The organism is Bacillus sp. 165, from assembly GCF_017742235.1.
GTDB lineage: Bacteria > Bacillota > Bacilli > Bacillales > Bacillaceae_G > JAGHKQ01.
In genome coordinates this window covers 273,724-300,050 of record NZ_JAGHKQ010000003.1, presented here as the reverse complement: position 1 = coordinate 300,050, position 26,327 = coordinate 273,724, and the positions used below count along the sequence as shown (strand labels likewise).

Sequence of the window (26,327 nt, the reverse complement as noted above, 5' to 3'; positions counted from 1 at the left end):
ATTGGAGAATATAAGAAAAAACTAATGGTGTGATGGCGATGATTTTTAAAAAGATTATACGACGAAAAAAAAAACAACAAAATAATGGTGAGAAACACTCAATTGACCAGACAAGTCATACTAATGAAAACAACCAGCTTTCTGCAACAAAACCAATCGAGTTGTATGGTGAACAACTTGTAGAACAAATCACAAACGGACTAAACCGAAATCCAGATCTCCAATCTAGAGAAATTAGGATACAAGGAAAGCAGCTCACATTATTGTTTGTGAAAGGATCCATAAATGAACAAACGTTAAATGAGGATGTTATAGGTAAAATTCAAGCTATACAAGGAGCGATAACGAATGAAGAATTAAATGAGACTGTGTCTGTTGCACGATCCAAAACAGTCAATGAAATAAAGGAAGTTTGCCAATCCTTATTAGATGGATGGGTATTTGTGCATATTGATGGGGAGTCGGAAGGACTTCTGTATAACCTTTCTCAACCCCAATATAGAAATCTGTTTCAACCCATGAATGAATCTAATGTACTAGGACCGAAACTGGAATTTACAGAATCATTAGAGACAAATTCACAAGTGCTACGCCAGATTATTCCGAATGAAAACCTAGTAATGGAGCCGCTCACTATTGGAAAAAGAGCTCCGAAAGAAGTACGTATTGTTTATATGAAGGGTGTTGCTGAAGAGGAGAATATCAATACCTTCCGTGAAAAGATTCAAGCTGTAGACGTAGACTCAATTGAAGACAGCTCGATTTTAATTCAACTGATTGAGGAGCATGAATTTTCTTTATTTCCGCAGCTGCTTCAGAGCGAGCAGCCTCATCGCCTTGCTTATACCCTTTTAAACGGGAAAGTAGGTGTGTTAATAAACGGAAGTCCAATGGCTATCATTGGGCCGGTCACATTTTTCAGCTTTTTTGAATCGACGGAAGATTTGTATTTTCGCTGGAACCTTAGCTTATTTTTACGGTTAATGCGATTTGTAGCCATGTTTATCTCTATTATTTTTACACCTACCTATGTAGCTGCCCTAACTTATCACTATGAAATTATACCATCAGCACTTCTTGTTTCTATCGGTCTTTCACGGGCGAATGTCCCGTTTCCACCCGTAATGGAGGCGCTTCTTTTAGAATTATTGATTGAACTGTTGCGTGAAGCAGGTATTCGTTTGCCAACAAAAGTAGGTCAAACCATGGGTATTGTAGGAGGGATTGTAATCGGGCAGGCAGCAGTAGAAGCGGGATTTACAAGTAATATTTTGATAATGGTTGTGGCATTAAGTGCGCTTGCTTCGTTTACAGCACCAAATTATGTGATGGGTACAGTAATACGTATTGTGAGATTCCCTCTTATCATACTAGCTGGAATGGCAGGAGGCATCGGACTTGTGTTTGGACTTAGTTTATTGCTAATCCACCTTTTGAAAATCACAAGCTTGAATCGTCCGTATTTGGAGCCTGTGTATCCATTCCATTTTCAAAATTTCAGTCAAAATATATTGCAGCTGCCTCACAAATATACAGTAAAGCGTTCGAGCTATAACAGTCCGCAAGATAGGGATAGGAAATCGAAACCCCGAAAAAGAAAGAAAAAAGATATTGATGAGTAGAGGTTATGTATGAATGAATTTAAAACAATACCGAAGCATCTTATGTTTCCTAGTTCCTTATTATTTTTTGTTATTACTACGTTACAAGTAGGAGTCGGTATCACAAACTTTCCTCGAATTTTATTTATCGATACCGGACAGGACAGCTGGATTTCGGTTATATTGGCTGGCCTGCTTACTCATATTACGTTGTTTATTATAGTCAGGATACTAAGTCGCTACGATCAACAAGATTTGTATGATATTCATAAAATACTATTCGGAAAGAAAATAAGTGTTATTGTTAATGGATGTATCATTGTCTATCTTATTTCATCCGCCCTTTCTATACTGCTTGGATATTTTGAAATTATCCGTGCATTCTTATTTGAAGATGCCCCAATGTGGCTGGTCATAACTGTTATGATTACGCTGACAATTTATGCAGTGTTTGGTGGCATAAGGGTAATTGTAGGAGTCGCTTTTGTAAGCTTTCTTTTGACAACCTGGTTATTGCCTGTCATGGTCCAGTCTATTGAATATTTTGACTATCTTCATTTTTTTCCTGTATTAGAAGCGAATCCAAAAGAATTGGCTCTTGGTACCTATCATATGACGTTTGCGCTTACAGGATTTGAAATCTTATATTTTTTTTATCCTTATGCACAAGACAAAAGAAAAGCAGGCATATATGCTCAGCTTGGAGCGTTATGTACTAATTTGATTTACTTGTATGTTATGGTATTAAACTTAGGTTTTTATAGTAATCAACAACTAGAAAAAACCCTATGGCCTTCACTCAGTTTGTTTAAGGTGATTCGTTTTCCATTTTTGGAGCAATTTGAGGTTCTTATCGTATCTTTATTTATGTTGGTCATTCTTCCAAACTTTACGACGCTGTTTTGGTCAGCATCAAAAGGAATGAAAAAATTACTTCCTGTACGCCAAAAAACAGGAATCTTTATTTGCGCTTTTACTATAATCATTGCAGCGTTCTTCTTTAACACAAGCGTACAAATTAACAGTTACACGACTTGGTTCAGTAAAATAGCTTTTTATTTTATTTACATATATCCCTTATTTCTCTTCCTTTTCTCAATAGTTTTTGAAAAAATAAGGAACAAGAAGAAGGTGACTGTAACATGAAAATAATACAAAAACAAATCCTATTGCTAATGGTCATCGTGCTTGTCTGTTCAGGGTGTATTGTAAAAACACAGCCTCTTGAACAATTGGGGTTGGCTACAGCTGTTGGTATTGATCAAGCCAAAGGAAACAAACTTAAAGGGGTGGTTGTGCTGCATCATTTTGGTTCACGGCCAGAGGATGTGGCACAACAACTAACGAGCTCAGGGTATACAGATAAAGGGCTTCGAAAATTTATGAACCTTGAAACGAGTGATCGACTTGTAACGGGGCAGCTACGCGTTGCAGTATATGGAAAAGAGCTTGCCAAAAAAAGGGGTATTATTGAGCTTGTGGAATCATTAAAGCGTGATGCTTCTACGCAAACGAATATGTACTTGGCCATTAGTGAAACAACTGCCAGAGATATTTTATTTCAGCAAAAAACAGAATCATCGAAAAATATGGGGACGTATTTATACAAAATGATTCGCCAAAATATCGAAGAGGAACAAGTGGTTTCCTGTACAGTACAAGAATTTTTGCGGGATTATTATCAGGTTGGAAGAGACCCGGTTCTCCCTATGATGGAAAAAAGAAGAGATTATGTATTAATTGATGCAGTGGCATTGATGAAAGGGAGCAAATTTGCAGCGAAAGTCCCTGCTCGAAATGAATTTTTTATTCGAATGCTACGGGATGGATATAAAGGCACTGTGGTAGACTTAGAACTCCCTTTTGAACCATTTCAAAAGCTATATAAACAAAAAAATAAGCCAAAGAGTATCCATGTGAATATAAGAAATATTACTGCTAAGAGAAAAATTCAATTGATGAAGCAAAATCCGCCTGTGTTTGATGTGGATGTGAAATTAACAGGTAGTATTGCGGAATTAACAGAAGAAATTGATTTGGGACAACCGGGAATTTATGAGGTATTTGAGAAGGCCATCGATAAAAAGGTAAAGGCTGAACTTATAAAAACAATAAAAAAGATGCAAAAAATAAACGTAGATCCGATTGGTTTTGGAGCTATCTATGATACATCGGTTCGGAATTTGAGCCTAACCAATACAAAATGGTATAAGAATTTGTATCCAAATGCACAGTTTCGCATTCATATTGATACGACGATTAAGCGTTCAGGTGTATTGAATTAAAAAATCATGGGAATTTTGTATACAACTAAACAAAAAAGGACTGAAATCCTACCACTGAAAAGGTGCAGGGTCAGTCCTGTTTTTATGACGAAATCACGTAACAAATAAGAAGAGTTAATCCTGCCGCCAAGCTCATAAAAAATCGTTTTTGAATATATTGCATAGTTAACCTCCTGAGTATCTTTCTATATAGGATGTTCAGGAGGAGGGGATTGCTATACCTTTATTGCATATTTTGCAGTTCTTTTTCTTCTTCAAGGTTAACTGCTACAGACGGAGTAAAGGTTTGCCCTAAAAATAATAGATGCAATTTCTCCCAAGGGAGCTGGAGACGATTCCATTCATTACGTAAACGAGTTAACGCTTCTTTAGGTGTTTCATCTGCGAGTAAAAAGGCTCCGTAATGCATGGGAATAAAGTGGTGTGCACCTAAATCCAAATAGGCTTTTATGGATTCTTCTGGCGTCATATGAGATACTTTCATGAACCATTCCGGTTCGTATGCACCGATCGGCATCAAGGCGATGTCGATGGAATACTTTTCACCAATCTCCTTAAATCCCCTAAAATAGCCGCTGTCACCGCAAAAGTAGACTGTCTCCTCATGTCCTTCTATTATCCAGCCGCCCCAGTGGGAGCGATTCGTATCAAAAAGAGTACGGCGTGTCCAGTGCTGTGCCGGAACGAACGAAAAGGTAACCTCATTGATTGTCTCGGCTTCCCACCAGGAATACTCTTTTACGTTGAGAAATCCTTTTCGTTTAAATAATGCTTGTAAGCCAGCAGGAACTAAGTATAAGACGTCTGGATGAAGTTTGCGCAGCGTTGTAAAATCTAAATGGTCATAATGACCGTGAGATAGAAGTACAACATGTATAGGGGGCAAATCCTCCATCGTTAATCCGGGATTTGAGATGCGTGAAACCACTTTTAGTTTGTTAGACCAAACGGGATCTGTCAGTATGTTGAGACCATCCGATTGAATTAAAAAAGTTGAATGCCCAATCCAAGTGATTGTAGTTTTTGATTTGTTACCTTGTAGATAGTCAATTTGTTTGATAGGTGATTGTTCAATGATAAAGGAGGTATCTTTCTGCTTTTTATTTCGTGCTCTTCTCCATTTAATAAAATCAAGGACAGACTTTTTGGTTGAAATACTGTCTAAGTTTTCAAAGCGTATTGTTTTCAATGAACACTCACCTCACATAGGATTCTTGCTTCTATTGTATTCCAATATAACAGCCTAGAGAAGTAAAATGAATTGACTAATTATTAAAAAAGTGTAAAATTACAATCAATATAAATTTACAATAATAACTGGGGTGTATGGATGCATAGAGATGAAGCAATTGAACTAATCGCTCGAAAGTTTAAGCTTGTAAGAATCGAGAGCGGCTATACCCAAGATAAAATGGCATATGTTCTCGGGCTTTCCAAAAAAACACTTGTGCAAATTGAAAAGGAACGGATTCTACCTTCATGGACATCGGTTGTCGCTGCATGCTCACTATTTCGAAGCAGCGAAATTTTGTATACGACACTAGGAGGAGATCCTTTAGAAGTGATTGAAACATTGGCGCATGATCATGTAGAGAGGCCAAAAGACAAAACACTAGGCGGTAAGGTATGGTGGAAGGAACTGGAGAAAAAAGGAGAATTTCTGCTGCAGCAAAATATTATTAGTCAGCATTATCGTATATTGGATAGGGAAGGGTATCGTTTGTTTAGCACCTTTGACAGAGGGGAGGCGACAGAGAAATTTGAACATTTGATGACAAGTACAAACAAAAAGTAAGTGTTAAGGAAGGGGAATGTTTTCTTTTAGTATAACTTTTATTACAATAATAAATAGAGAAAAGAGGGAGGAAACATACAAATGAAGAAAATGCAAAATAGGCTTATATTGCTAGTTATCTTAAGTGTCGTTCTTTTGTCAGCATGCAGTACGGGGAGAAACATAGAGGGAGCATTAAATTGGAATGTAAAGTCCTATACATACACGGACCAAGATGGTAAAGCGTTTGGGTCTGCAGATTTAAAAGGAAAAGTATATATAGCTAACTTTATTTTTACAACATGTGAAACCGTATGTCCTCCAATTACCGCAAACATGGCTCGTTTGCAAAAAATGGTCAAGGATAAAAATATAGATGTGGAGTTCGTATCTTTTAGTGTTGATCCGGAAGTAGACACACCTAGCATGTTAAAAACATTCGCAGGTAAGTTTACGCAGGATTTGAGCAACTGGCATTTTTTAACTGGATATTCCCAACAGGATATTGAAGAATTTTCAAAAAACAGCTTTCGGACATTAGTCGATAAGCCTCAATCTTCAGATCAAGTGATTCATGGCACTTCTATTTATCTGGTCGATAAAAATGGAAAGGTTATGAAAAGCTATAACGGGTTAAAAAATACCCCATACGACGAAATCATACAAGATATTACGATTTTAAATAAAAAATAGAGTATTGTTACATAAAAAACGCTTGGATTCTTCAATCCAAGCGTTTTTTATAGAAATATCTTAGTCGATAATTAATATATCTTTTTTGTACGGTTTTTTTGGAGCTCGTATTTCAAGTACTCCATCACGGTAGTTTGCCTTCGCTAATTTCTTATTAATTGTGTAAGGCAATTTAATAGTACGGGATGATTCTGACATAGAACGCTCTCTACGGTAATAGTTGTCAGCCTCATTTTCTTCTTCCTCTAACACTTCATACATTACAGCAATACGAACATATTCTCCTTGTATTTCAATGGCAATTTGATTTTTGCTGATGCCTGGCAGTTCCGCCTTCACGACAAGGTCATCACCGGACTCATATAGATCAACCGGGAATGTTACCAAACGATTTCCTTTTTGAAAAAAATGATTCATTTCTTCAATGATACCGCGAAGCGGAGTTTGCTCGAAAAATTCGTCAATTTGTTTTAAATACCCGCGAATATGAGAACGAGAAGTTGTTTTAGTTTGTTTTTCATCGTTCATATAAGGACCCCTCCTAATGAATGTGAATCTGCCTTATCATATGATATATGCCTACAATGTGACACACTTCAATTTTAAAAACTGACAAAAAAACATAATTTCAATTACCGTATTTTTGTAAAACTTTTTTCATAAATACTTGTCCTTGCTTATACAATTGTAATAACATGAAAAGAAAACGATGGAGGAATATATGTTGCACTTTGAAGCAGTAACAGAAGGACATTTGGATATTGTTAAAGAAATGGTTAATTCCAACAGAGAATATAATTTACTAGAAAATGGCGAACCTATACGCACAGATGAAGAGTTGAAGGAAGAGTTTTTGCATAGTGACTCAGACCGAGTAACATATTTTATTAAAGCAGACGACACATATATCGGCCTGCTGGATTATATGGAGCATAATGAACGAGATGGGTACCCGTGGCTTGGATTATTAATGATTCATCATGATTATCAAGGATATGGCTATGGGACGAATGCTTATTATGCACTAGAGGCGATATTAAAAGAAAAAGGAAAAACCGCTCTTCGCTTAGGTGTATTACCTACTAACGAAAAGGCACATGCATTTTGGAAGTCAATTGGTTTTACTTGCTACACTCAAAAGGAGACAACAAAAGGAATTCTCGTAGATTGTATGGAGAAAGCGCTATAATTAGGAGGATAAACAGTGATAGACATTCGAGCAGCAAAACAAAACGATGTACCAGCCATTTTAGAAATATACAATCATGCAGTGCTCCATACAACTGCTACGTTTGATTTGAAAGAAAAAACAGTAGAAGAAATGAACAAATGGTTTGAGAAATACAATGATCGTTATCCGCTTATTGTAGCAACAATGGATGGAAAGGTTGTTGGTTATTGCTCTTTGTCACCTTTTCGAGAAAAGGAAGCATATGGGCGTACAGTAGAACTTTCCGTTTATGTTCATGAAAATGCGAGAGGAAAAGGGATTGCCCGTCAATTGATTATGAACATAATTAAACTTGGCAAACAAGCGAATCATCATGTCATTATAGCTGGTATAACAGCTGGAAATGATGTAAGTGTTCATCTTCATGAGAGTTTTGGATTTACATTTGTTGGATGTTTCCGAGGAGTAGGATTCAAATTTGAAAAGTGGCAGGATGTGTTATTTTATCAACTCACTCTTTAATTATTAAGAAAAGGGTTGTGAGAATATGATGATGGTAGGGGTTATTATTGGAGGGTTTTTATTTTATGTGACAGCAGAAGCCGCGAGCAGCAAGCTTGCCCAGCTTTTAGGTAAAAAAGGAATACCGTACGAACTGCAACATGTTCCAATGTTTCTTGTATTATTTTTGACAACGGGTGTGATTTATAAACAAAGTATGTTAGCGCCTATGGCAGAAATGGTACTGAAATTTTTACTATTATACAGTGCAGTAGGTGTTGTATTTTTACTTTTCTTGGCATTGGTAAGACAACTGCATTATCAATCTTATATTTTTTTGTTAAATTGGTTAAAGAGAGAATAAACCTTACTTCAATGGAAGTAAGGTTTATTCTCTGCCTATTGGAGAGTTTCCTTCTCAAACTCTCCAAATGGATTGTAGCCGAGTGCTGTCAGTGCCTCAGGCGTAATTACACCTGCTTCTAGGGAGGCGCTGTTGGTCAATAACACCTCATTGGGGGACAGACTGCCGTCAAAATATGGAATCTCTTCATAACTCATGTCGTATTCACCTCCTCTATTTATAGATTTAGCAAATAAGGGGTAAGTTAATCGGAATTGCAGAAGAAAAACAGATTGTAATTTTTTTAGCATGAATGTGGAGGTTGAACCTTATTAAAGAATGCGAATAACAGCATATAGTGGGGTAAACTTTACTAGTGATTCAAGACTTTATTTTATGTAAACTTCACTTATGTATACCAAAGATAAGGAGCCCTTATCTTTGGTATATAGTAGGCAGACAGTGAAAAATGCGTAATTATGGAGAATAGGCTGTTCTTATACTACTTTTCAAGATCAGGTTCCAGAATATTCAAAATCGCTTGTTTAATAGATTGTGCTACATTATGGTCAAAGAAATGAGCAATACATAAAACAACAATTAATAACATAATGATGCCGTGAGCTAACACCCTACATTCTCCCTCCTTTCACAATAAAATAAAGAAGAGAGAACATGTCCTCTCTTGTAAATATGTTATGAAACAAAGATAGAGTGGTGATAGACAGTCTTTTTTAAAATGAAAAATGTGTATCTTTCTACTTTTTGCTTATTATGCTATGTAGAAATAGAATTTTACAGGTATTGTGTATGAGAGAACTAGAATATGATTGATAATAAGATGAATGAAATACATAAAATAGTAAAAGCAGAAGTGCTTTACTTTTCAAGCAATATGCTGCTAATGGAAGGAGAACAAAAATGAAACGAGCATTGATTAATATTGATTATACATATGATTTTATAGCAGAGAATGGAGCATTAACATGTGGTGAGCCGGGACAAAATATTGAATCTAATATTGCTGGATTAACAGAGGAATTTATTTTGCAAGGGGATTATGTAGTCTTTGCTATTGATCGGCACGAACATAACGATTCATATCACCCTGAGACTGCAATGTATCCACCTCACAATATAGCAGGGACAAAGGGAAGAAATCTATACGGCAAACTACAAGAGGTTTATAACCGATATAAGGGCCAATCTAATGTGTATTATATGGATAAAACGAGATATAGTGCGTTTGCAGGAACTGATTTAGAAATCAAACTGAGAGAGCGCGGAATTCAAGAAATACATTTAGCAGGCGTTTGTACGGATATTTGTGTACTGCATACAGCGGTGGATGCTTATAATAAAGGATTTAACCTTGTAGTGCATTCAAAAATGGTCGCGTCTTTTAATGAAGCGGGGCATCAATGGGCATTAGGGCATTTTCAAACCTCTTTGAATGCAGAGGTACGATAACTTAAGTATTAGTCTTGTTATGAAAAAAGTATGATCGGTCCAATAGGGCCGTTTTTTTGATAGGTGGACATAATCGGATTATTTTATACAGGATAGGAGTAAAGTGAAACGAATCTATAGTACATGGAAAGGAGGGAGATCATGAGGGAAGAGGAAAAGCGCATGCATGAACTGCAGGCATTAAAGGAAATTGCAGAAAGTTTAAACGAGGCTACAGAGCTGGAACGGATGCTGGAGCAGGTATTACATAAATTACTGCAAGCGATGAACTTAGAAACAGGATGGATTTTTTTCATCAATGAAAATGGCCGACATGAACTAGCAGCGTATGCTGCACTTCCTCCTGCTTTGCTCATTGAACAGAAGAGGCCAATGTGCGAAGGGCGGTGCTGATGTGTCGACAAGTTTGCAGATGGGCGGTTGCAGAAGGCTTCTAATATTATGGAGTGTAAGCGGTTGAGTTAATACAACAACACCTGCCGGACGTTGTCATTATGGATGTGTCGATGCCTATCGTGGATGGCATTGAAGCGACAAGAAGAATGAAGCGGATTCACCCATCTATAAAAATATTGATTTTAACAAGCTTTGCTGAACAGGATTATGTGATTCCTGCATTAGAAGCAGGGGCAGATGGGTATCAATTAAAAGAAGTAGAACCTGACCAGCTTGTTGCATCCATAGTTGCGGTATACCGAGGGAGCACTGATTTACATCCGAAGGTAACTCCTGCTGTGTTCCAGCCTCTCTCAACGCAAAAACAACCAAAGCCAAGTCATATTCATACTTTAACACCACGTGAAACGGAAGTGTTAAAGGAAATTGCGAGCGGAAAAAGCAATAAAGAAATTGCAGCTGATCTGCATATTACAGAGCAAACCGTCAAAACGCATGTATCAAACATATTGGCAAAACTTGAGTTGGATGACCGTACGCAAGCTGCCCTCCATGCAGTAAAGCACAGGTTAGTATATAGTATAAAGAGAATCTCATACATTAGTATGAGGGCATGTCATACTAATGTTCTAGAGAGCTATCATTCCTTTTTACTATTTCGAAAAATGGACAATAGTCTATACTATATTATATAAGTATAGAGCAAAAGGAGCTTTAGGTTATGAAATTAACAATTATTAATGGAACGCCTAGAAAGCATGGACGTACAACAATAGCGGCTAGTTATATTGCAAAAACATACGGGGGAAGTTTGATTGATTTAAGTATAGAACCACTGCCTCTTTATAACGGAGAGGAACAACAGAATACACTTTCCGTTATCAAAACGCTTAGAAAAGAAATAGTAGAAGCGGATGGTATTGTATTATGCACCCCTGAATATCACAATGCTATGAGCGGGGCATTAAAAAATGCTCTTGATTTTTTGGGCAGTAAAGAATTTGCCCATAAGCCGGTTGCATTACTTGCAGTAGCAGGAGGAGGAAAAGGAGGAATAAATGCATTAAACAACATGAGAACAGTTGGTAGAGGTGTATACGCAAATGTCATTCCAAAACAGCTTGTCTTGGATGGTATTTATTTTCAAAATGGTGAGTTGCTAGAAGAGGCTAAACCAATGGTTGCCGATTTAATAAATGAATTGCAAATGTATATGAAGATATACAAGAAAATGAAACAGGACGGTAGTATATAAGAGTAAAAATTACGCACCCTATGGATGGGAAAACAAGGAAAGGGTGTAAACAAGTAGGTAAAACGAAAGCGCAAGAATCTGCTCAGCATACAGGAAATCAAACGCAGGATCATACATCCGCGAAAAAATCTAGGAATGCACAAAATACGGGGCAGCGCCGAGGGGGATAAAAACTGAAAGCCAAGATATTCTACACATTGGTAAAACCTCCGCATTGTCGCGCAAAAGGTTTTTTCAATGGTGCAACAATGAAATAAATTTCAACAGTATCATATAAATAAGACTAATAAATAGAGAAAACACACAAAGAATGGAATGCTTTGTGTGTTTTTTTTTATAAATAAGACTATAATATGACAAAATAGATTGAATTTTTTTAATAATTAGTTTACTTTTATTACAAGGAGAGTTTTTATTACATACAAAAGGGGAGAAAAGAAGATGAAGTTGAAATCCAAAATTGTTTCTATTGTGTCTACACTATTATTAGCAGCATCATTCGCAGGTTGCAGCAGTTCCGCCAGTACAAATGAAGATAAAGTCATAACAGTTGGTACAGATGCTGCTTATGCCCCGTTTGAATATTTAGAAAAAGGAAAAGTGGTAGGATTTGATGCTGACTTTTTAGCTGCTGTTATGGAAGAAGCAGGCATCAAGTACAAGCTGAAAAATACAGGATGGGATCCATTGTTTGCCTCTTTAAATACAGGAGAAATTGATATGGGTATATCAGCGATTACCATTAATGATGATCGCAAGAAAACATATGACTTTAGTTCACCGTATTTTGAATCAACACAAATGATCATGGTAAAGGAAGGTTCACCAGTTAAAAACGCAACAGATTTAAAAGGATTAAAAGTTGGAGTGCAAAATGGTACAACTGGACAAGCAGCTGCAGAGCAAATATTAGGAGAAAAAAACGAGAAAATTGCAAAATATGAGAGCAACGTTTTAGCAATCATGGCCTTGCAAAATGGGGAAGTTGATGCTGTTGTAGCAGATAATACAGTGGTAGAAGAGTATGTGAAAAATAACCCAGAAAACAAATTGGTTGCTATTTCAGATAAGGACAATTTTGAGCCGGAATATTACGGACTTATGTTCAAAAAAGGGAATAAGCTTCGCAAAAAAATGGATGCAGCAGTACAAGAAGTTATAGCAAACGGCACGTATGCTGACATTTATAAAAAATGGTTTAAAACAGAACCGAATGTAGAAGCGTTAAAACAACAATAAGAATAAGGGAAGCATGAGGGAATCTTCATGCTTCCCTTTATTCTTACTCATTAAAGCTACAACTCAGTAAATATTCCAGGGAAAAAGGCATATAGTACATGGTAGGCAGTACAGCTATGTATAAGAAGTATATAGATGAAATTTCAAGCTAGAAATACAAGGGTTTTGGCGGTTTGGCAAGAATTAAAATATATGTGCAAGTTCTAAATGAATTGAAATGTGTTGTAGCGTGAGAAAAAGGGGGAGCAGGATGGAAAATCAAAAAGAGAAGTTAGCTCGTATTAATATGCTAGCTCAAGACATTGTACAAACCTTACTGCAAGAAGCATTTTTTAATAAAGATTCTCATCTGCGCGATTCTGTGGAGCATTTAGCCAATACAGTGGCGGCACTTACTAAAATTCAATTAGAAGAAGATCAAAATGTAACTGATACATTACGATACTCGGTTTCAAAAATGAGAATTGCTCGTAATGCAGTTCATGCGGAATATCTAAAAAAGGAAAAAGAAACCCAAGAATTAGCATAAACCTGACAACTGTGTCAGGTTTTTTCATGTTTAAAGTAGGGAGTTCATATAAATGGTAAGAGGATGATGAAAGGAGGTTGATAGAATGAAAGTAAAACAGGCACTCACTCCAAAAATGATCAAAAAACTTCAGCAATTAACCTTTGTTGGCTTGCTTGTATCAGAACAAAACCTCCCACAGTCGTACGAGGCGGAGAAACAACAGAAACGATTTTATATAAAATGCCTTTCCCCCTTTCCCCAAAAAGTAATTGAACTTTTAACGGATCATTCCCTTATTTTCTCAGGGGATGTAAATGCAAAGCAAAATAGAAAATGGCTGGCACCTATTTTAGATAATGGAGATAACGAACAGGATTTTCTTTTTTTATTTTCTTTAAGATACGTTAATTCCTATTTGTATGCAGAAATTATCAAACATGAACGAAAACAAGCTAAAGAGTTGTATCATATTATTCCAGCACCTCAAATGGTAAGAGGACAAACGCGATCAGATTTTGAACGAAAGCTTGTAAAAGGTGCATCGTCATTTTTACTCCCAAAGTATTCTAGTGAATGGGGAAGTCCGGAATTTTTATATTATGAAGGAAGAGTATACGGAAAACTGTCCTTAAAGTCCATGATGAACGCCATCACATTTTTAGAACGCGAAAAAAATGTATTTTATATAGAGGTTGAAAAGCAGTGGGAACAATGGATTGATATTGTGTTTGATAACAGTCTGTACTTCATTAACGGTGCAAACTATGAGAAGATTCGAAGTTTGTTCCAAGAGAAAGCAGAACGGCTTTCTGACCTTTTTCAACCAACGAGTATAAGAGAGAAAAAACCGATTGTAGGGGTACAAAAAAAAGAAGCAGACATAGAAATGAGATTTTTAGAAAAGGTAAAAGCTCTAGCAAATAACAAAAAAATTTATATCGAAGAATGTGATATTGGCAATTTTCATACCTGTGTCAAAACGAATCTAATTACTGTGATAGGCGGGATGTCAGGTACAGGGAAATCCCAATTCGTACGATTATACGGTGAAGCATTAGGACTGCAATGGGGGAAAGAGCTTCTCTTTATTCCTGTTTCACCATCATATCAGGAACCCGAAGATATTTTAGGATACATGAATCCCTCCACGGGAGAGTATATAGAAAGTCAAACAGGGCTAGTAAGGTTGCTACATGAAGCAGAGCAGCATCCAGACCAACTTTATATGATTGTGTTTGATGAAATGAATTTATCACAAGCCGAGCATTGGTTTAGTCCTTTCTTATCATTGTTAGAACTTGAAGAGGAGTATCGTTACCTGTCGCTGTATCAAAAGAAAGGGCAGACAGAAGAGACTTTATATAAGGAACGGATTCGAGTAGGAAAAAATGTTATTTTTGTAGGAACTGTCAACTTTGATGAAACGACACGTCCTTTATCTGACAGGCTGCTGGACCGTATAAATATGATTACACTGCAAAAAATGACTTTTCGTGAAGCAATGACCTTACATGAAAAAGGAAATATATCTCTACCCGCATTACCACATATAACTACAGAAGATTTTCGTACGAAATGGGTCAATCAAGACAATGGGCTTGCTGCTTTAACAGAAGAAGAAGTAGAATTGCTCGATTCGTTGCATACCCTGTTATATTCGTATGACCCAAGTAAAGGTATTTCGTACCGTATTGCACTTTCAATAGCAAAATTTATTGATAATATTCCGCAATTAGAAGAAGGAAACCCTATATTGTCAAGGGAAGAAGCTTTTGATTTGCAAATTAAGCAGCGTGTATTAACAAAACTGCGTGGATTAGAGTCAGCTGTTGCCTCATTGTTAGCGAACAATAAGACAAAAACCAAAACATTGCTGCAGCTGCTAGAGTCGCCGCTTGCACAAGAGGTATCTTCTTTTGCGTATTCCATAGGCTGTATTCACCAAAAAATAAGGGAATTGGAGTTGTATGGGTATGCCAAATGATTTCTATGAGACGGCAGTTGTTGATGAGGATGAGGTGCTTCCGTTTCAATTCATTTTAACAGTAGGTTCGGAAGAAAGAGGAGACTTTGTTCCTATTACACAATTATGTAGATCCCCAAAAGAAATTTGGCGTTGTATATACTCCTTTCAAGAATTAAAGCCGCTTCGACTGCAGCTCCATACAAAAGAATCTCAGCCAATAGTGTTTTTATGGAATAAAGTATATGAGGGGAAAAGACAAATGAAAGAATGGATGTATACTTTTCATCCAAATAAGCAGGTTGCTTTGTTATATGAGCATGGAAAAACCGATTTTTTGTATCCATGGCGTTGCGGGTTGTATCATTTTGAAGTACAGCTAGGAGAAGACGTATACTACGGAGCGTTTCAAATCACCCCTAAAAATTTTTTTGACGACCAGCTAGCATTAATTCAAAATACCGTACAGTCCGTCGTCAAAGGGCTAATACTAGATCGAGGCTACTACAAAAAAACATTCACTTCCTTTCAGGATGCAGAAGACCATTCTTACATGCAAATCATTCGATGGCTAACACAACAAGCAGAAACTATAAAAAAAGTATGCATGATAATTGAACATGAAAGTAAACGTACCTTGAAAAGGGAGTATAGTTTACAAACGTATCTTGGGAAACAAGATCGTAAAAGTCTTCAAAAAAATACAAAAGCAAATCGAGTCAAATTTTATAATAAACAAGTTAAAGAAGATAGAGATAATCAGCAAAATCAATTTATGAGGTGGAAGCTGAAAGAGTTTAGCTGCTATCTTCGAGAACTATCTCAATCTTTAGAGTCTGATATTGCAAAACTAAAAGTATTAGAACAAGTCACTCGAAATGAGCGGCAGTCCATCTTGCAAATTTTAAAAAGCATCGAAAAGAACGGATCAGTTACAGACCGAGATAAGCAAAAGTATCGAAATGCAAGTATTTTAAAGGAGACTGACATAAAAAAATATAGTGTGAAGATACAAGAGTATAAAGTACTCCAAGTGCTTTTACACCATTTAAATGGATTTTTTGAGCAAACTCTCTCCTCTCCCTTTTGGAGTTCTGTTTCTGAAGAGACGAAGCAGCCTCCTGTTATGTTATATCCACCTTATCAGTGGTTACTTCGCTTATTTAATGAAACGAAGGATAAAATGAAGGTAGAAACTATTGATTCTGCTTTTTTATTTGTATATAAACCCACCTATTTAATTTATGAGTACTATGCGTACATTACAGTTATTCATTTACTAGAAGAAATGGGTTTTACATCGGAAATAAGTGTCAGAGAGCAAATTCAGTCTTATTTTTATTTGGATGGACTGCAGGATGGTACAGCGGTTATTTTAGAGAAGGACGGGAAACAGGTTCATATTGTGTTCAATGAGCTCATTGAGACGCATCCTACAGTTGCTCTTAGTAAAGGTTGTCACTTTTATAATGGTGAGGACACAAAAAAACCCGATATTCGAATCGATTATTATCAATTTGAAAATGACTGCTACACATATCAATCGTCTCTCATAATAGAAGTCAAATACAGTCCGATGTACAATATTTATCAACCTGTCGGCAATACAAAGGCAGCCGAACAGATGTATAAATATTGGGCCATTAAACGAGTGGATGAGCTAGAAGGAAGATTACAGTATAAGCGAAGGATTATTTATGAAGTACTATGTGTTTATCCTGGCAGTTCTGTTCATGCAAAAAAAATAGAGGCAGGATGCGGGATTTTTCTGCAATTGTATCCTTATAAAACAAAGCAGGATCAGCTGATACTCATAGGAAAAAAAGAGCTGATTCATATTTTTACGGATTGGTTGCTAAAAAATGAAGAGTGACTGGGAAAGTCGCTTTTTTTATGGAATAAAATATAGATTATGACATACAGATAGAAAAGTATTGAAACATTGAATAGTGTGAACAAGGAAATTAGAAGAATTAATGATGATATTATGAAAACGCTATCAAAAGTAAAGTTTATTCTTGTATAATAATGGTAATGGAAAAATGTAGCGATTTTTATACAAAGGACGGGGAGCTATTGTTTAGCATTGTAAATAAAAAAGAGGATCATGTGATTTTTGAGCAATTATGGGGAGATTTTTGTGAGGAGCGGCAACTTGCATTTGTGGACCGAGGGGTAAAGCCAGTTAGATACTTACTAAGAGGAGAAGGGGAAAAATGTATAGGAACGATTGAATTTGCATCGTATAGGAAAGGGCAGTCGTCTAATGCAGAGTATTTTTATCCTTTCTCAGAAAATCAATATATACAGGAGTTAAGTGGATTACATGTATACGAAACAGGAAAATTAAGCATAAAAAAGCAATATAGGGGACGAGGACATTTTAAACATCTAGCTCTAATTGTTTTAATACATGCACTTGAAAATAAGGCTGATTGGTATATTGCAGTAGTAACAAAGCGTATGTTTTTATATTTACGTTCACTCGGATTTAGTATTCAGCCAGTAGATGAAGATATACCTGTACAGGAACGGTTAACGCTCATTCCTGTTCGAATTGATGTAAAGCAAGGGATTAGTCAAATGCTGATGTTAAAAGAGTTTAGAGATGTTATTAAAGTATCCCTACATGCTCAAATGTTGCTAAAAGAGAACTATAAAAATATTATGTCAACTTAATAGAAATGACATCAGAAGAATGATGTAGGGATGAATGTGACGGTTCATGATAAATTGTTAAATGAAAAAGGAAGTTATTATTACGATGAGAAATAGAATAATCAAAATAAAAAGAGAGAGGTAATTGTCTCTCTTTTTATTCTGATTCAATCTTGGTTTTAAAATCAAGCTAAGACCTATAACTAAGTTGTAACGTAAAATTAGGATGATTAGTTGTTTCTAAAATTTCATGTACTGTATTAAGAAAATTACTACAAAAACAAGGTTTTGTAGTAATTCTTGTTCAAATCTAAAATTATTTCATGTGTTATTTTCTTACTCAATATATGCCCACTTAAAGCTAAAGTCACCGCCGAAGCTATGTTCTAATACACCTTTCACATAGTCTTTTTGTACATAAGCGGCACCACGTTGGTATACTGGCGCAATTGCAGCATCGTCAAATAAGATTTTTTCAGCTTCCAGTAGGTTATCCCAACGAGCTTGTAAATCGGACATGTCTGTTTTTGCTTTTTCAATCAATTCATCATATTTAGCATTAGAATATGCCATTTGGTTATGAGAACCACCTGTGACAAACATATCCAAGAATGTCATTGGATCCGGGTAGTCAGGTCCCCAACCGGCAAAGGACATAGCATAATCTCCTTTAGATTCTAAATCTAATTTTTGAGCAAATGGCTGCTGTTTGATTGTTACAGATAAGCCTGGCAGGTTTTTCTCCATCTGTTCTTTTAAATATTCACCAATTTTCTTCGCACTTTCACTATCAAAATTCAATAACTCCAAATCAACTGTATCAACACCTAATTCTTTTTTTCCAGTTTCCCACATCGCTTGGGCTTCATTGACATCGGTTTTTGCTAATTTTCCGTTATTCTTGCGGAAGTCCTTTTTGTCAGGACCTTGTACAAAGTCTTGCGGTACTAAACCATAGGCTCCCATAGAACCATTATTTAAAATTACGTTTGCAATGCCTTCTTTGTCAAAGGACATAGAAATTGCTTTACGGATATTTACATTACCCAAAAATTTATTCTTTTCATTTAGACGAAGGAAGAACAAGGTTGGCTCTAACATGGTTTTAAAGTCTGGAGAAGACTTATACTTATCTACAAACTCTGCGCTTAAAGACGTACGGTCTACATCTCCTGTGTCATATAAGTTAACACCTGTTGCTACGTCTTTTACGATGTTGTAGTTAATTTCTTCAAGCTTGACTGTGCCCTTGTCCCAGTAATTTTCATTTTTCTTTAACTGGAAGCTTTGTTCATGCTTCCATTCACTTAATACGAATGGGCCGTTATAGATAGTAGTATTTGCTTCTAAACCGAACTTATCGCCTTGCTCTTTTATATACTTTTCATTTAACGGGTAGAACGTAGGGAACGAAGTTAAGCTTAAGAAATATGGAACCGGAGTTTCAAGCTCTACTTCCAACGTATAGTCATCAGTTGCTTTTACTCCAAGTTCGTCTACTGACACTTCTTTATTGTTAATTTTTTGAGCGTTTTTCACATCAAACATGATGTATGCATATTCTGCTGCTGTTGCAGGGTCTACTGCACGTTTCCAAGAATATACAAAGTCATTTGCCGTTACAGGATCTCCGTTAGACCACTTAGCATCTTTACGCAGCTTGAATGTATATGTTTTGCCATCTTCACTTGCTTCATAGGATTCAGCTACACCTGGAACAGGCTTATCCCCTTCACCAAGTGTATATAATCCTTCCATAACGTTATTCATGACGCTAAAAGATACAGCATCTGTTGCTAATGTTGAATCCATAGATGGAATCTCGGATGATTCTATCAGGTTTAACACTTGTTTTTTGCCTGTAGCAGTCTCTTTCTTTTCTTCTTCTTTTTTGCCGGAACATGCTGAGAAGAAGACAGTAAAAGCTAGCAACAGCGAAAGAAGAGCAGAAATCTTTGTCTTCATGATGCGACCTCCTAAATAGTAAGTACAATACTTCGGTGTTTCAGATGGAATGGATATTTTTCCATTACTAGGTATTAGTATGAATGATGACAAAAAATTTATACCAAGTGAGCTATTGTTTAAAAACAACAAAAATGCAAGCGAAACATATGCTTCGCTTGCATTTATAGTCCGAAAATACTTAGGAGCATTCTTTTTCTTTTTGGTTTTTCTATTTTATACGCGGAAGGAAGATCATGCACGTTGTTTTTTCTTCTTTCTAAAACGGAAATTCGCTCTGTTAATTCTTTTATTTGTCCCATCAATTCCTCTATTTCATTTCGATGCTGTAATACCTGATAAGCAACAATATCGCTTGCTTTCTCACCAATGCTTTCTTCATTTCTATCAACCCGGCGGGACAATTCTTCGAGTTGTTGTTGGAATAACAACTCGGTATCTGGTGATTTATGAACTGGCGGCGCTTCTATTTCTTCTTCGTCTGCTATGGATTCTGTTGCTGCCGACTCGGTAATCCCTTGACTAACCTCATGATACGCAAGGATTTGATCTATATCCTTTTGTGAAAATAAGTAGTGGCCAAATTTATTTTTTTGTAAATTTAAATCAAGTTGTTGAACAATACGGAGTATGACTTTAGAGCTCACACCTAACTTTTGAGCGACCATCGGAGTTTTATATTCCATTATAAATCCCTCCTTCATTCTCTTGTTGTACTTGTTCGTTACAGCAACATTAACTTCCTTTTTGAGTGACAAAAGAAGTGGTGAATCGGCAAAGAAAGAAAAGATATACTATTTTTTTAAGGTGATTTGTAAAAAAAACAAAAAAACGAGTGTTGAAAGGAAGATTCTTGGTGTTTTTGTAAGTAGAAACAGAGGTTTGTCGAAGGTTTTGTTAGATCAATTAGATTGACGAAAAAAGCATCTTTGGATATGATATAGCTATACATATCAAAGATTTATGCGTTTTTTGTAATAATAATACAAACAATGTCTCTTCAATAAGGTTTTAAATAGAAAAGTGATACTACACGCAGAAAATTTTCATATTATAAGAATGAAAATTTGCTATCCGCTCATAAAATATGAATAAAACTTGTAGGAGGTGGCTTCCTTACTTATACCTTAAGTAAGGAAAAGTATTTGGACATATTTAATTTGAGTATGATTGCCGTTCTAATTGCCTTGACTGCATTTTTTGTGGCATCCGAATTTGCGATTGTGAAAGCAAGAAGCTCACGTATTGATTTTTTAGTTGCAGAAGGAAATAAACGTGCAATCTCTGTAAAAACAATAATTTCTAACTTGGATGAGTATTTGTCTGCATGTAAGCTAGGAATTACTATTACAGCACTCGGGTTGGGAGTGTTGGGAATACCTACGATTCAACACTTGCTCCACACGATTTTATTACGAACGGATGTGCCTCCCTCGATTTTGACAGCTTTGTCATTCCTTACAGCTTTTATACTGATCACTTTTTTTCATGTGGTATTGGGAAAATTGGTGACTAAAACAATTGCTATTCAAAAAGCAGAAGCGATTATTCTTTTTGTAGCAAGACCTCTTATTTTATTTTACCAATTACAATTCCCTTTTATTTGGATATTGAATTCCTCGGCGAGATTGATTACTGGATTGTTTGGTTTATACCCGGCGTCAGAGCGGGAAGAGGCACACTCAGAGGAAGAATTGCGCTTTTTAGTATCAGAGAGTTATAAAAGTGGAGAAATTAATCAATCTGAATATAAATACGTAAATAAAATTTTTGAATTCGACGAACGAGTGGCCAAAGAAATTATGGTTCCGCGAACTGAAATGATGGCAGTGGATAAAGACAAACTGTTATCGGAGATTATGGAAGTTATGAGTACGGAAAAATATACGAGGTACCCCGTGATCCATAGGGATAAAGACCATATTGCAGGCATGATTAACTTTAAAGATGTATTTACTGACTTTATAACGAGACCAGAATCGAAACATCAGAGAGTAGAAGAGTTTGTTCGTCCAATTATTCAAGTTATTGAATCCATTTCCATCCATGACCTGTTTGTCAAGATGCAAAAAGAGCGCACACATATGGCAATTTTGGTGGACGAATATGGCGGGACATCGGGTTTGGTGACTGTGGAAGATATTCTTGAACAGATTGTAGGAGAAATACAAGATGAATTCGACACAGATGAACAGCCCGAAATTCAAGAAATTAATGAATATAAAACCTTGTTAGAAGGAAAAGTACTCGTCAGTGAAGTTAATGATTTATTCTGTTTGACTATTGATGATACGGATGTTGATACAATCGGAGGTTGGTTTTTGACGGAATATTTTGAAATAAAAGAAGGGGATTGTATCGAAATTGAAGGGCTTAAGTTTAGAGTAGTAGAAATGGAAGGACGTTATATTAAACGTATTGAAGTCACTAAACCGCGCTCGAAAGCGGAAGTGATTTCTCAAACTACATTGGTTTCTCTAAAAGAACAGATTACTTCTAGTTAACTCTGCCATTGAGCAGTTTTTTTTTTTTTTTCAATCTAGAATATTTGGTTTATAGCAGACGGCATAGACATAGTGTATAGAGAAGGTATAGTCATCGTGTTGGTGTATAAAAGAAACGCGATGACTATTTTTAATACAAAAGAAGGAGGGGAACAACATGAGTGCTAATCGTCGCTTTGTCTCTATTCGGACAAACATTCCCGGTGAACAAACAAAAAAATGGCTTGCTAAAAGACAACAGTATATTCCAAATGGAGTTGGGAACAATACACTGATTTTTGCTAAGCGAGCTAAGGGGGCTGTAATAGAAGATATAGATGGAAATATATTTTTGGATTTTGCTGGTGCTATAGGGAGCTTGAATGCGGGACATTCCCCTAGTGAAGTGATAGATGCCATTAAACGGCAAGTAGACGAATTTATCCACACATGCTTTCATGTAGCCATGTATAAGCCATATGTAGAATTGGCAAAAAAGCTGAGTGAAATCACACCAGGTACCTTTTTGAAAAAGACCATTTTATTAAACAGCGGAGCAGAAGCTGTCGAGAATGCGGTAAAGATTGCACGAAAGTATACGGGGAGATCCGGTATTGTTTCGTTTACAAGAGGATTCCATGGACGTACGTTGTTAGGGATGTCGTTGACAAGTAAGGTCAAGCCGTATAAATATAAAATGGGGCCATTTGCTCCAGCAATCTACAAAGCTTCTTTTCCAAATGTAGCTCATCGTCCAAGTGGCATGTGCGAGAAAACGTATGCAGATTTTTGCTTGCGGCAGTTTGAAGAGTTTTTATTGACAGAGGTAGCGCCAGAAGAAATTGCTGCTGTCATTATGGAGCCTGTACAAGGAGAAGGAGGGTTTATAGTACCTCCTGTGTCATTTGTACAAGGAGTGTTTTCTATTTGTAAGCAGCACGGTATTTTGTTTATTGCCGATGAAATTCAAACGGGTTTTGGCCGCACAGGTGAATGGTTTGCGTCTACTCATTATAATATTGAACCAGACATAATTACTCTTTCTAAATCAATAGCAGCCGGTGTTCCCATCAGTGCAGTTACGGGGAGAGCAGAGGTTATGGATGCTCCTGCACCAGGTGAAATTGGCGGTACATATGGAGGAAGTCCGTTAGGCTGTGTAGCTGCATTAGCGGTTATTGAGAAAATGGAGAGAGAAAACATGCCAAGACGCGCGCAAGCAATTGGAAAAAAGATAATAGAATATTTTGCAGCTTTACAATCAAAATATGACATCATTCATGATGTACGAGGAATAGGAGCGATGTGTGCTGTTGAACTTGTAGATCCGAAAACAAAAGAACCCTTGAAATCATTCACTGCAAAGCTTACAAAAGCCTGCTATGAGAGGGGAGTCATTGTATTAAGCGCAGGGGTGCATAGTAATGTGTTGCGGTTTCTCACACCGCTTGTCATTTCAGATGAGGAACTGGAGGAAGGATTAGAGATCATACAAGAAGCGTTGGAACTGGTATACAGAGAGGAATGCTGGAAAGGAGAGTAAGTATATTGAAAAAGCACTTATATATAAACGGTACATGGAAGGAAACAAATTATTATGAGAAGCTGGTTGCGCCTTATTCGGGAGAACAGTTGGCAGACATTGCACAAGCCTCATTGGAAGATGTCAAAGAAGCTGTATCCGCTGCCAAACAAGCGACCAAAACAATGGCAGCACTTTCCTCATATGAACGATCTGCTATATTGGAGAGAGTTGTGGAGGAGTTAAGCCGTCGGAAAGAGGAATTGACGCGGATCATTGCACTTGAAGCAGCAAAGCCGCTCAAAGCAGCACGCGGTGAAGTGGAGCGAACGATTCAAACATATAAAGTGGCTGCTGAGGAAGCAAAGCGAATTACAGGAACAATCGTACCTATCGATGCTGCACCTGGAGCACAAAATCGAACAGCCTACACCCTTCGTAAGCCAATCGGAGTCATTGCAGCGATTACCCCATTTAACTTTCCTATGAATCTTGTAGCTCATAAAGTAGGACCTGCAATTGCCTCAGGCAATACAGTAGTACTAAAGCCTGCAAGTCAGACGCCATTATCTGCTCTTGTTTTAGCTGAAATTATGGAAACAGCGGGCCTTCCTAAAGGAGCCTTTAATATCATAACAGGAAAAGGCTCATTGGTGGGGGAGGCGTTAGTAAAAGATGAACGCGTAGCAGCTATAACATTTACAGGCAGTCCTGAAGTTGGTATTGCAATGAAAAGTAAAGCAGGGCTAAAGCGCGTTACATTGGAATTAGGCTCTAATTCGGCTGTAATTATAGATAAACACACAAAGCTTTCTCGTGATTTAATAGAACGATGCAAATGGGGAGCATTTGTATATAACGGGCAAGTTTGTATTTCTGTACAGCGAATCTTTGTTCATGAAAGTTTACATGAAGAATTTGTTCAAAAACTTTCCACTGCTGTCGGAAGCTTGCATATTGGAGATCCGTTAGATGAACAAACAGATATTACAGCATTAATTTCCAAGAAGGAAGTTATTCGGATGGAGCATTGGATAGGAGAAGCTGTAGAAAAAGGAGCTCGTATAATTTACGGTGGAAAAGCAATAAATGATAGAGTATTTGCTCCAACTATACTAGCTAATGTCCCGACTTCTTGCTTCGTTCAATGTAAAGAAGTATTTGGTCCAGTTGTATCGGTAAACTCTTTTTCTACTATCGAAGAAGCCATAGAAGAGGTGAATAATTCCAAATATGGCCTTCAAGCAGGTATATTTACAAATGACTTATCTGTGGCAATGAAAGCGGTAGAGGAACTAGAAGTAGGTGGCGTCATGGTCAATGATGTTCCGACCTTTCGGGTGGATCATATGCCTTATGGGGGCGTAAAAGAAAGTGGTACAGGCAAAGAAGGGATAAAATATGCAATTGAAGAAATGACGGAATTAAAATTAGTTTGTTTTACATTATAACTGTAAAACCGCTGCAAGTGTGCAGCGGTTTTTTATGCAATAACCACAATTGTATCTCTATGAAAAAATGAATAGGTTATGCACTGTTGAATACAAAGACTAGAGGTTATATTAACTTTATTTAAATTAAAGACAATGTGCAAAAGCAAATAGTTAAAAATTAAGAGGAAATAAAAGCGTTCGATTGAAGGAAAGATAAAAGAAGTGATTTTCGCAGGTTCTATGGTTAAGGTTATTGTAATATTGGTTAATTATAAAGATATAATGATTACACAAGCTGCAGGTACATATAGTCCTATTTCAAAAAGAAAGACGGTCTATGTTTCATGGGATGTATCACCTATATTAATAAAATAACCCTTGTTATGAGGGTTATTTTATTAATAATTTTAATTTCACGTACCGTATTTAAATACCATCCATCAATAAAAGAATTTTTAATCTACTGATGGATTATCATAGAGAATGGTTCGTAGACACAATCATAAACGTTCATTGAGGCCTTTCTTTTTCCCATATTTCATCTTTTACATAAATATTTGGACGGTCGACTGCAGCGCTGCTGGCGACGACTAAGCCTATAGGTGTGTGACCTTCTTGATTTTGAATGATAGAAAAAGGAATAGCAGTATCATTTGCAAGAGAAATGTATTTGGAAAGAAATGAGTAAGCAATGGTTCCGTTTAACAACAATTTACTGTTTTTGTTTGTTTTCATCACAGACACTACTTCAGGATAAGGGGAAGCTTGCATAACTTGACCAATTGTAAGTGCTAATTCAACTCGTTCCCGAAAGGTACTTAAAAACAATTTCTTTTCTTCAGGATTAAGATCTTTTCCCCCGTGAATACCTTCTTGTAGGTAGTCATCAATATTTTTATGAGCCATGGTATGTATGATTCACTCCTGTTCTTTTTTGTATAGTGTAACCAATATTCTAAAAATATGATTGAATATAAAAGAAGCAGATATTGGCTTAGGTAAGGATAAGGTAAGATGAAAAGGATTCATACAGATGGGAAGATTTAAATTTCATGTACCCAAAT

General features: G+C 36.6%; 25 protein-coding genes and 2 pseudogenes. 20 read left to right on the top strand and 7 right to left on the bottom strand.

Annotated elements, in window-relative coordinates; translation table 11 throughout:
- Positions 1–38: 38 nt before the first annotated feature.
- Genes J7Q84_RS06435 through J7Q84_RS06425 form a run of 3 tightly spaced genes read left to right on the top strand, consistent with a single transcriptional unit; the run spans position 39 to position 3,886 of the window.
- Positions 39–1,622, top strand: coding sequence for a spore germination protein (locus J7Q84_RS06435; RefSeq protein WP_209093703.1), 1,584 nt, complete (start codon positions 39–41; stop codon positions 1,620–1,622).
- 9 nt (positions 1,623–1,631) lie between these two features.
- Positions 1,632–2,747, top strand: coding sequence for a GerAB/ArcD/ProY family transporter (locus tag J7Q84_RS06430; protein ID WP_209093702.1), 1,116 nt, complete (start codon positions 1,632–1,634; stop codon positions 2,745–2,747).
- The gene (locus tag J7Q84_RS06425) at positions 2,744–3,886 is read left to right on the top strand and encodes a Ger(x)C family spore germination protein (RefSeq protein ID WP_209093701.1); all 1,143 of its coding nucleotides are present in this window, start codon (positions 2,744–2,746) and stop codon (positions 3,884–3,886) included. The genes J7Q84_RS06430 and J7Q84_RS06425 overlap by 4 nt, the downstream gene beginning before the upstream one ends.
- Before the next feature lie 223 nt (positions 3,887–4,109).
- Here the strand turns inward: J7Q84_RS06425 and J7Q84_RS06420 are convergent, their stop codons facing one another.
- A complete protein-coding gene (locus J7Q84_RS06420; RefSeq protein ID WP_247739113.1) occupies positions 4,110–5,075 on the bottom strand; it encodes an MBL fold metallo-hydrolase in 966 nt (321 codons plus the stop codon).
- A 141-nt stretch (positions 5,076–5,216) separates the two neighbouring features.
- Between J7Q84_RS06420 and J7Q84_RS06415 the strand changes: the two genes are divergently transcribed.
- Together J7Q84_RS06415 and J7Q84_RS06410 are read left to right on the top strand one after the other, a co-directional pair.
- Entirely contained in the window at positions 5,217–5,681 is a 465-nt protein-coding gene (locus J7Q84_RS06415; protein WP_209093700.1) for a helix-turn-helix transcriptional regulator, read from the top strand.
- An 81-nt stretch (positions 5,682–5,762) separates the two neighbouring features.
- On the top strand, positions 5,763–6,353 hold the full coding sequence (locus J7Q84_RS06410; RefSeq protein WP_209093699.1) for an SCO family protein: 591 nt from the start codon (positions 5,763–5,765) through the stop codon (positions 6,351–6,353).
- A 60-nt stretch (positions 6,354–6,413) separates the two neighbouring features.
- On the opposite strand, the gene J7Q84_RS06405 is transcribed toward J7Q84_RS06410, so the two are convergent.
- Positions 6,414–6,881, bottom strand: a complete 468-nt coding sequence (locus J7Q84_RS06405) for an Hsp20/alpha crystallin family protein (protein ID WP_209093698.1) — start codon at positions 6,879–6,881, stop codon at positions 6,414–6,416.
- A 193-nt stretch (positions 6,882–7,074) separates the two neighbouring features.
- On the opposite strand from J7Q84_RS06405, the gene J7Q84_RS06400 reads away from it, so the two are divergent.
- The 3 genes from J7Q84_RS06400 to J7Q84_RS06390 are packed head-to-tail and all read left to right on the top strand — an operon-like array spanning position 7,075 to position 8,389.
- Positions 7,075–7,542 (top strand): GNAT family N-acetyltransferase, encoded by a 468-nt coding sequence (locus J7Q84_RS06400; RefSeq protein WP_209093697.1) that lies wholly within the window; start codon positions 7,075–7,077, stop codon positions 7,540–7,542.
- Between the two features lie 15 nt (positions 7,543–7,557).
- On the top strand, positions 7,558–8,046 hold the full coding sequence (locus J7Q84_RS06395; RefSeq protein WP_348519828.1) for a GNAT family N-acetyltransferase: 489 nt from the start codon (positions 7,558–7,560) through the stop codon (positions 8,044–8,046).
- 25 nt (positions 8,047–8,071) lie between these two features.
- Complete coding sequence (locus tag J7Q84_RS06390; RefSeq protein WP_209093696.1) at positions 8,072–8,389, top strand: hypothetical protein; 318 nt, start codon at positions 8,072–8,074, stop codon at positions 8,387–8,389.
- A gap of 35 nt (positions 8,390–8,424) precedes the next feature.
- Here J7Q84_RS06390 and J7Q84_RS06385 read toward each other — a convergent pair whose 3' ends face one another.
- Both J7Q84_RS06385 and J7Q84_RS18550 read right to left on the bottom strand, forming a co-directional pair.
- On the bottom strand, positions 8,425–8,586 hold the full coding sequence (locus J7Q84_RS06385; RefSeq protein ID WP_209093695.1) for a hypothetical protein: 162 nt from the start codon (positions 8,584–8,586) through the stop codon (positions 8,425–8,427).
- Positions 8,587–8,870: 284 nt separating this feature from the next.
- Positions 8,871–8,999 carry a hypothetical protein gene (locus tag J7Q84_RS18550; protein WP_280635565.1) on the bottom strand — a complete coding sequence of 43 codons (129 nt, stop codon included), beginning with the start codon at positions 8,997–8,999 and terminating at the stop codon, positions 8,871–8,873.
- A gap of 290 nt (positions 9,000–9,289) precedes the next feature.
- Here J7Q84_RS18550 and J7Q84_RS06380 point away from each other — a divergent pair, with 290 nt between their 5' ends.
- The 9 genes and pseudogenes from J7Q84_RS06380 to J7Q84_RS06340 all read left to right on the top strand — a co-directional run bounded on the left by J7Q84_RS06380 (position 9,290) and on the right by J7Q84_RS06340 (position 17,881).
- Complete coding sequence (locus J7Q84_RS06380) at positions 9,290–9,838, top strand: cysteine hydrolase family protein (RefSeq protein WP_209093694.1); 549 nt, start codon at positions 9,290–9,292, stop codon at positions 9,836–9,838.
- 141 nt (positions 9,839–9,979) lie between these two features.
- A pseudogene (locus J7Q84_RS06375) lies at positions 9,980–10,297 on the top strand (histidine kinase); the annotation flags it as partial.
- A 14-nt stretch (positions 10,298–10,311) separates the two neighbouring features.
- Positions 10,312–10,800, top strand: a pseudogene (locus J7Q84_RS06370) (LuxR C-terminal-related transcriptional regulator); the annotation flags it as partial.
- A 155-nt stretch (positions 10,801–10,955) separates the two neighbouring features.
- Positions 10,956–11,489 (top strand): NADPH-dependent FMN reductase, encoded by a 534-nt coding sequence (locus tag J7Q84_RS06365; protein WP_209093691.1) that lies wholly within the window; start codon positions 10,956–10,958, stop codon positions 11,487–11,489.
- A 441-nt stretch (positions 11,490–11,930) separates the two neighbouring features.
- The gene (locus J7Q84_RS06360) at positions 11,931–12,728 is read left to right on the top strand and encodes a basic amino acid ABC transporter substrate-binding protein (RefSeq protein WP_209093690.1); all 798 of its coding nucleotides are present in this window, start codon (positions 11,931–11,933) and stop codon (positions 12,726–12,728) included.
- Positions 12,729–12,978: 250 nt separating this feature from the next.
- A complete protein-coding gene (locus J7Q84_RS06355) occupies positions 12,979–13,257 on the top strand; it encodes a LemA domain protein (protein ID WP_209093689.1) in 279 nt (92 codons plus the stop codon).
- An 85-nt stretch (positions 13,258–13,342) separates the two neighbouring features.
- Positions 13,343–15,223 carry an AAA family ATPase gene (locus tag J7Q84_RS06350; protein ID WP_209093688.1) on the top strand — a complete coding sequence of 627 codons (1,881 nt, stop codon included), beginning with the start codon at positions 13,343–13,345 and terminating at the stop codon, positions 15,221–15,223.
- The gene (locus J7Q84_RS06345; protein WP_209093687.1) at positions 15,213–17,075 is read left to right on the top strand and encodes a hypothetical protein; all 1,863 of its coding nucleotides are present in this window, start codon (positions 15,213–15,215) and stop codon (positions 17,073–17,075) included. Before J7Q84_RS06350 ends, J7Q84_RS06345 begins: the two co-directional genes overlap by 11 nt.
- Positions 17,076–17,278: 203 nt before the next feature.
- Positions 17,279–17,881, top strand: coding sequence for a hypothetical protein (locus tag J7Q84_RS06340; protein WP_209093686.1), 603 nt, complete (start codon positions 17,279–17,281; stop codon positions 17,879–17,881).
- Between the two features lie 315 nt (positions 17,882–18,196).
- On the opposite strand, the gene J7Q84_RS06335 is transcribed toward J7Q84_RS06340, so the two are convergent.
- Together J7Q84_RS06335 and J7Q84_RS06330 are read right to left on the bottom strand one after the other, a co-directional pair.
- On the bottom strand, positions 18,197–19,825 hold the full coding sequence (locus J7Q84_RS06335; protein ID WP_209093685.1) for a peptide ABC transporter substrate-binding protein: 1,629 nt from the start codon (positions 19,823–19,825) through the stop codon (positions 18,197–18,199).
- A 164-nt stretch (positions 19,826–19,989) separates the two neighbouring features.
- Complete coding sequence (locus tag J7Q84_RS06330) at positions 19,990–20,511, bottom strand: chromosome segregation protein (RefSeq protein ID WP_209093684.1); 522 nt, start codon at positions 20,509–20,511, stop codon at positions 19,990–19,992.
- A 459-nt stretch (positions 20,512–20,970) separates the two neighbouring features.
- On the opposite strand from J7Q84_RS06330, the gene J7Q84_RS06325 reads away from it, so the two are divergent.
- The 3 genes from J7Q84_RS06325 to J7Q84_RS06315 all read left to right on the top strand — a co-directional run bounded on the left by J7Q84_RS06325 (position 20,971) and on the right by J7Q84_RS06315 (position 25,281).
- Entirely contained in the window at positions 20,971–22,329 is a 1,359-nt protein-coding gene (locus J7Q84_RS06325) for a hemolysin family protein (protein WP_247739112.1), read from the top strand.
- Between the two features lie 157 nt (positions 22,330–22,486).
- On the top strand, positions 22,487–23,851 hold the full coding sequence (gene gabT / locus J7Q84_RS06320; RefSeq protein ID WP_209093683.1) for a 4-aminobutyrate--2-oxoglutarate transaminase: 1,365 nt from the start codon (positions 22,487–22,489) through the stop codon (positions 23,849–23,851).
- Positions 23,852–23,856: 5 nt separating this feature from the next.
- Positions 23,857–25,281, top strand: a complete 1,425-nt coding sequence (locus J7Q84_RS06315; RefSeq protein ID WP_209093682.1) for an aldehyde dehydrogenase family protein — start codon at positions 23,857–23,859, stop codon at positions 25,279–25,281.
- A 492-nt stretch (positions 25,282–25,773) separates the two neighbouring features.
- On the opposite strand, the gene J7Q84_RS06305 is transcribed toward J7Q84_RS06315, so the two are convergent.
- Positions 25,774–26,169 carry a YueI family protein gene (locus tag J7Q84_RS06305; RefSeq protein WP_209093680.1) on the bottom strand — a complete coding sequence of 132 codons (396 nt, stop codon included), beginning with the start codon at positions 26,167–26,169 and terminating at the stop codon, positions 25,774–25,776.
- Positions 26,170–26,327 lie beyond the last annotated feature (158 nt).

Bases quoted from the DNA above. Each gene is read 5' to 3' on its own strand.
- J7Q84_RS06435 (WP_209093703.1), top strand. From the start codon at position 39: ATGATTTTTAAAAAGATTATACGACGAAAAAAAAAACAACAAAATAAT.
- J7Q84_RS06430 (WP_209093702.1), top strand. From the start codon at position 1,632: ATGAATGAATTTAAAACAATACCGAAGCATCTTATGTTTCCTAGTTCC.
- J7Q84_RS06425 (WP_209093701.1), top strand. From the start codon at position 2,744: ATGAAAATAATACAAAAACAAATCCTATTGCTAATGGTCATCGTGCTT.
- J7Q84_RS06415 (WP_209093700.1), top strand. From the start codon at position 5,217: ATGCATAGAGATGAAGCAATTGAACTAATCGCTCGAAAGTTTAAGCTT.
- J7Q84_RS06410 (WP_209093699.1), top strand. From the start codon at position 5,763: ATGAAGAAAATGCAAAATAGGCTTATATTGCTAGTTATCTTAAGTGTC.
- J7Q84_RS06405 (WP_209093698.1), bottom strand. From the start codon at position 6,881: ATGAACGATGAAAAACAAACTAAAACAACTTCTCGTTCTCATATTCGC.
- J7Q84_RS06400 (WP_209093697.1), top strand. From the start codon at position 7,075: ATGTTGCACTTTGAAGCAGTAACAGAAGGACATTTGGATATTGTTAAA.
- J7Q84_RS06390 (WP_209093696.1), top strand. From the start codon at position 8,072: ATGATGATGGTAGGGGTTATTATTGGAGGGTTTTTATTTTATGTGACA.
- J7Q84_RS06385 (WP_209093695.1), bottom strand. From the start codon at position 8,586: ATGAGTTATGAAGAGATTCCATATTTTGACGGCAGTCTGTCCCCCAAT.
- J7Q84_RS06380 (WP_209093694.1), top strand. From the start codon at position 9,290: ATGAAACGAGCATTGATTAATATTGATTATACATATGATTTTATAGCA.
- J7Q84_RS06365 (WP_209093691.1), top strand. From the start codon at position 10,956: ATGAAATTAACAATTATTAATGGAACGCCTAGAAAGCATGGACGTACA.
- J7Q84_RS06360 (WP_209093690.1), top strand. From the start codon at position 11,931: ATGAAGTTGAAATCCAAAATTGTTTCTATTGTGTCTACACTATTATTA.
- J7Q84_RS06355 (WP_209093689.1), top strand. From the start codon at position 12,979: ATGGAAAATCAAAAAGAGAAGTTAGCTCGTATTAATATGCTAGCTCAA.
- J7Q84_RS06350 (WP_209093688.1), top strand. From the start codon at position 13,343: ATGAAAGTAAAACAGGCACTCACTCCAAAAATGATCAAAAAACTTCAG.
- J7Q84_RS06345 (WP_209093687.1), top strand. From the start codon at position 15,213: ATGCCAAATGATTTCTATGAGACGGCAGTTGTTGATGAGGATGAGGTG.
- J7Q84_RS06335 (WP_209093685.1), bottom strand. From the start codon at position 19,825: ATGAAGACAAAGATTTCTGCTCTTCTTTCGCTGTTGCTAGCTTTTACT.
- J7Q84_RS06330 (WP_209093684.1), bottom strand. From the start codon at position 20,511: ATGGAATATAAAACTCCGATGGTCGCTCAAAAGTTAGGTGTGAGCTCT.
- gabT (WP_209093683.1), top strand. From the start codon at position 22,487: ATGAGTGCTAATCGTCGCTTTGTCTCTATTCGGACAAACATTCCCGGT.
- J7Q84_RS06305 (WP_209093680.1), bottom strand. From the start codon at position 26,169: ATGGCTCATAAAAATATTGATGACTACCTACAAGAAGGTATTCACGGG.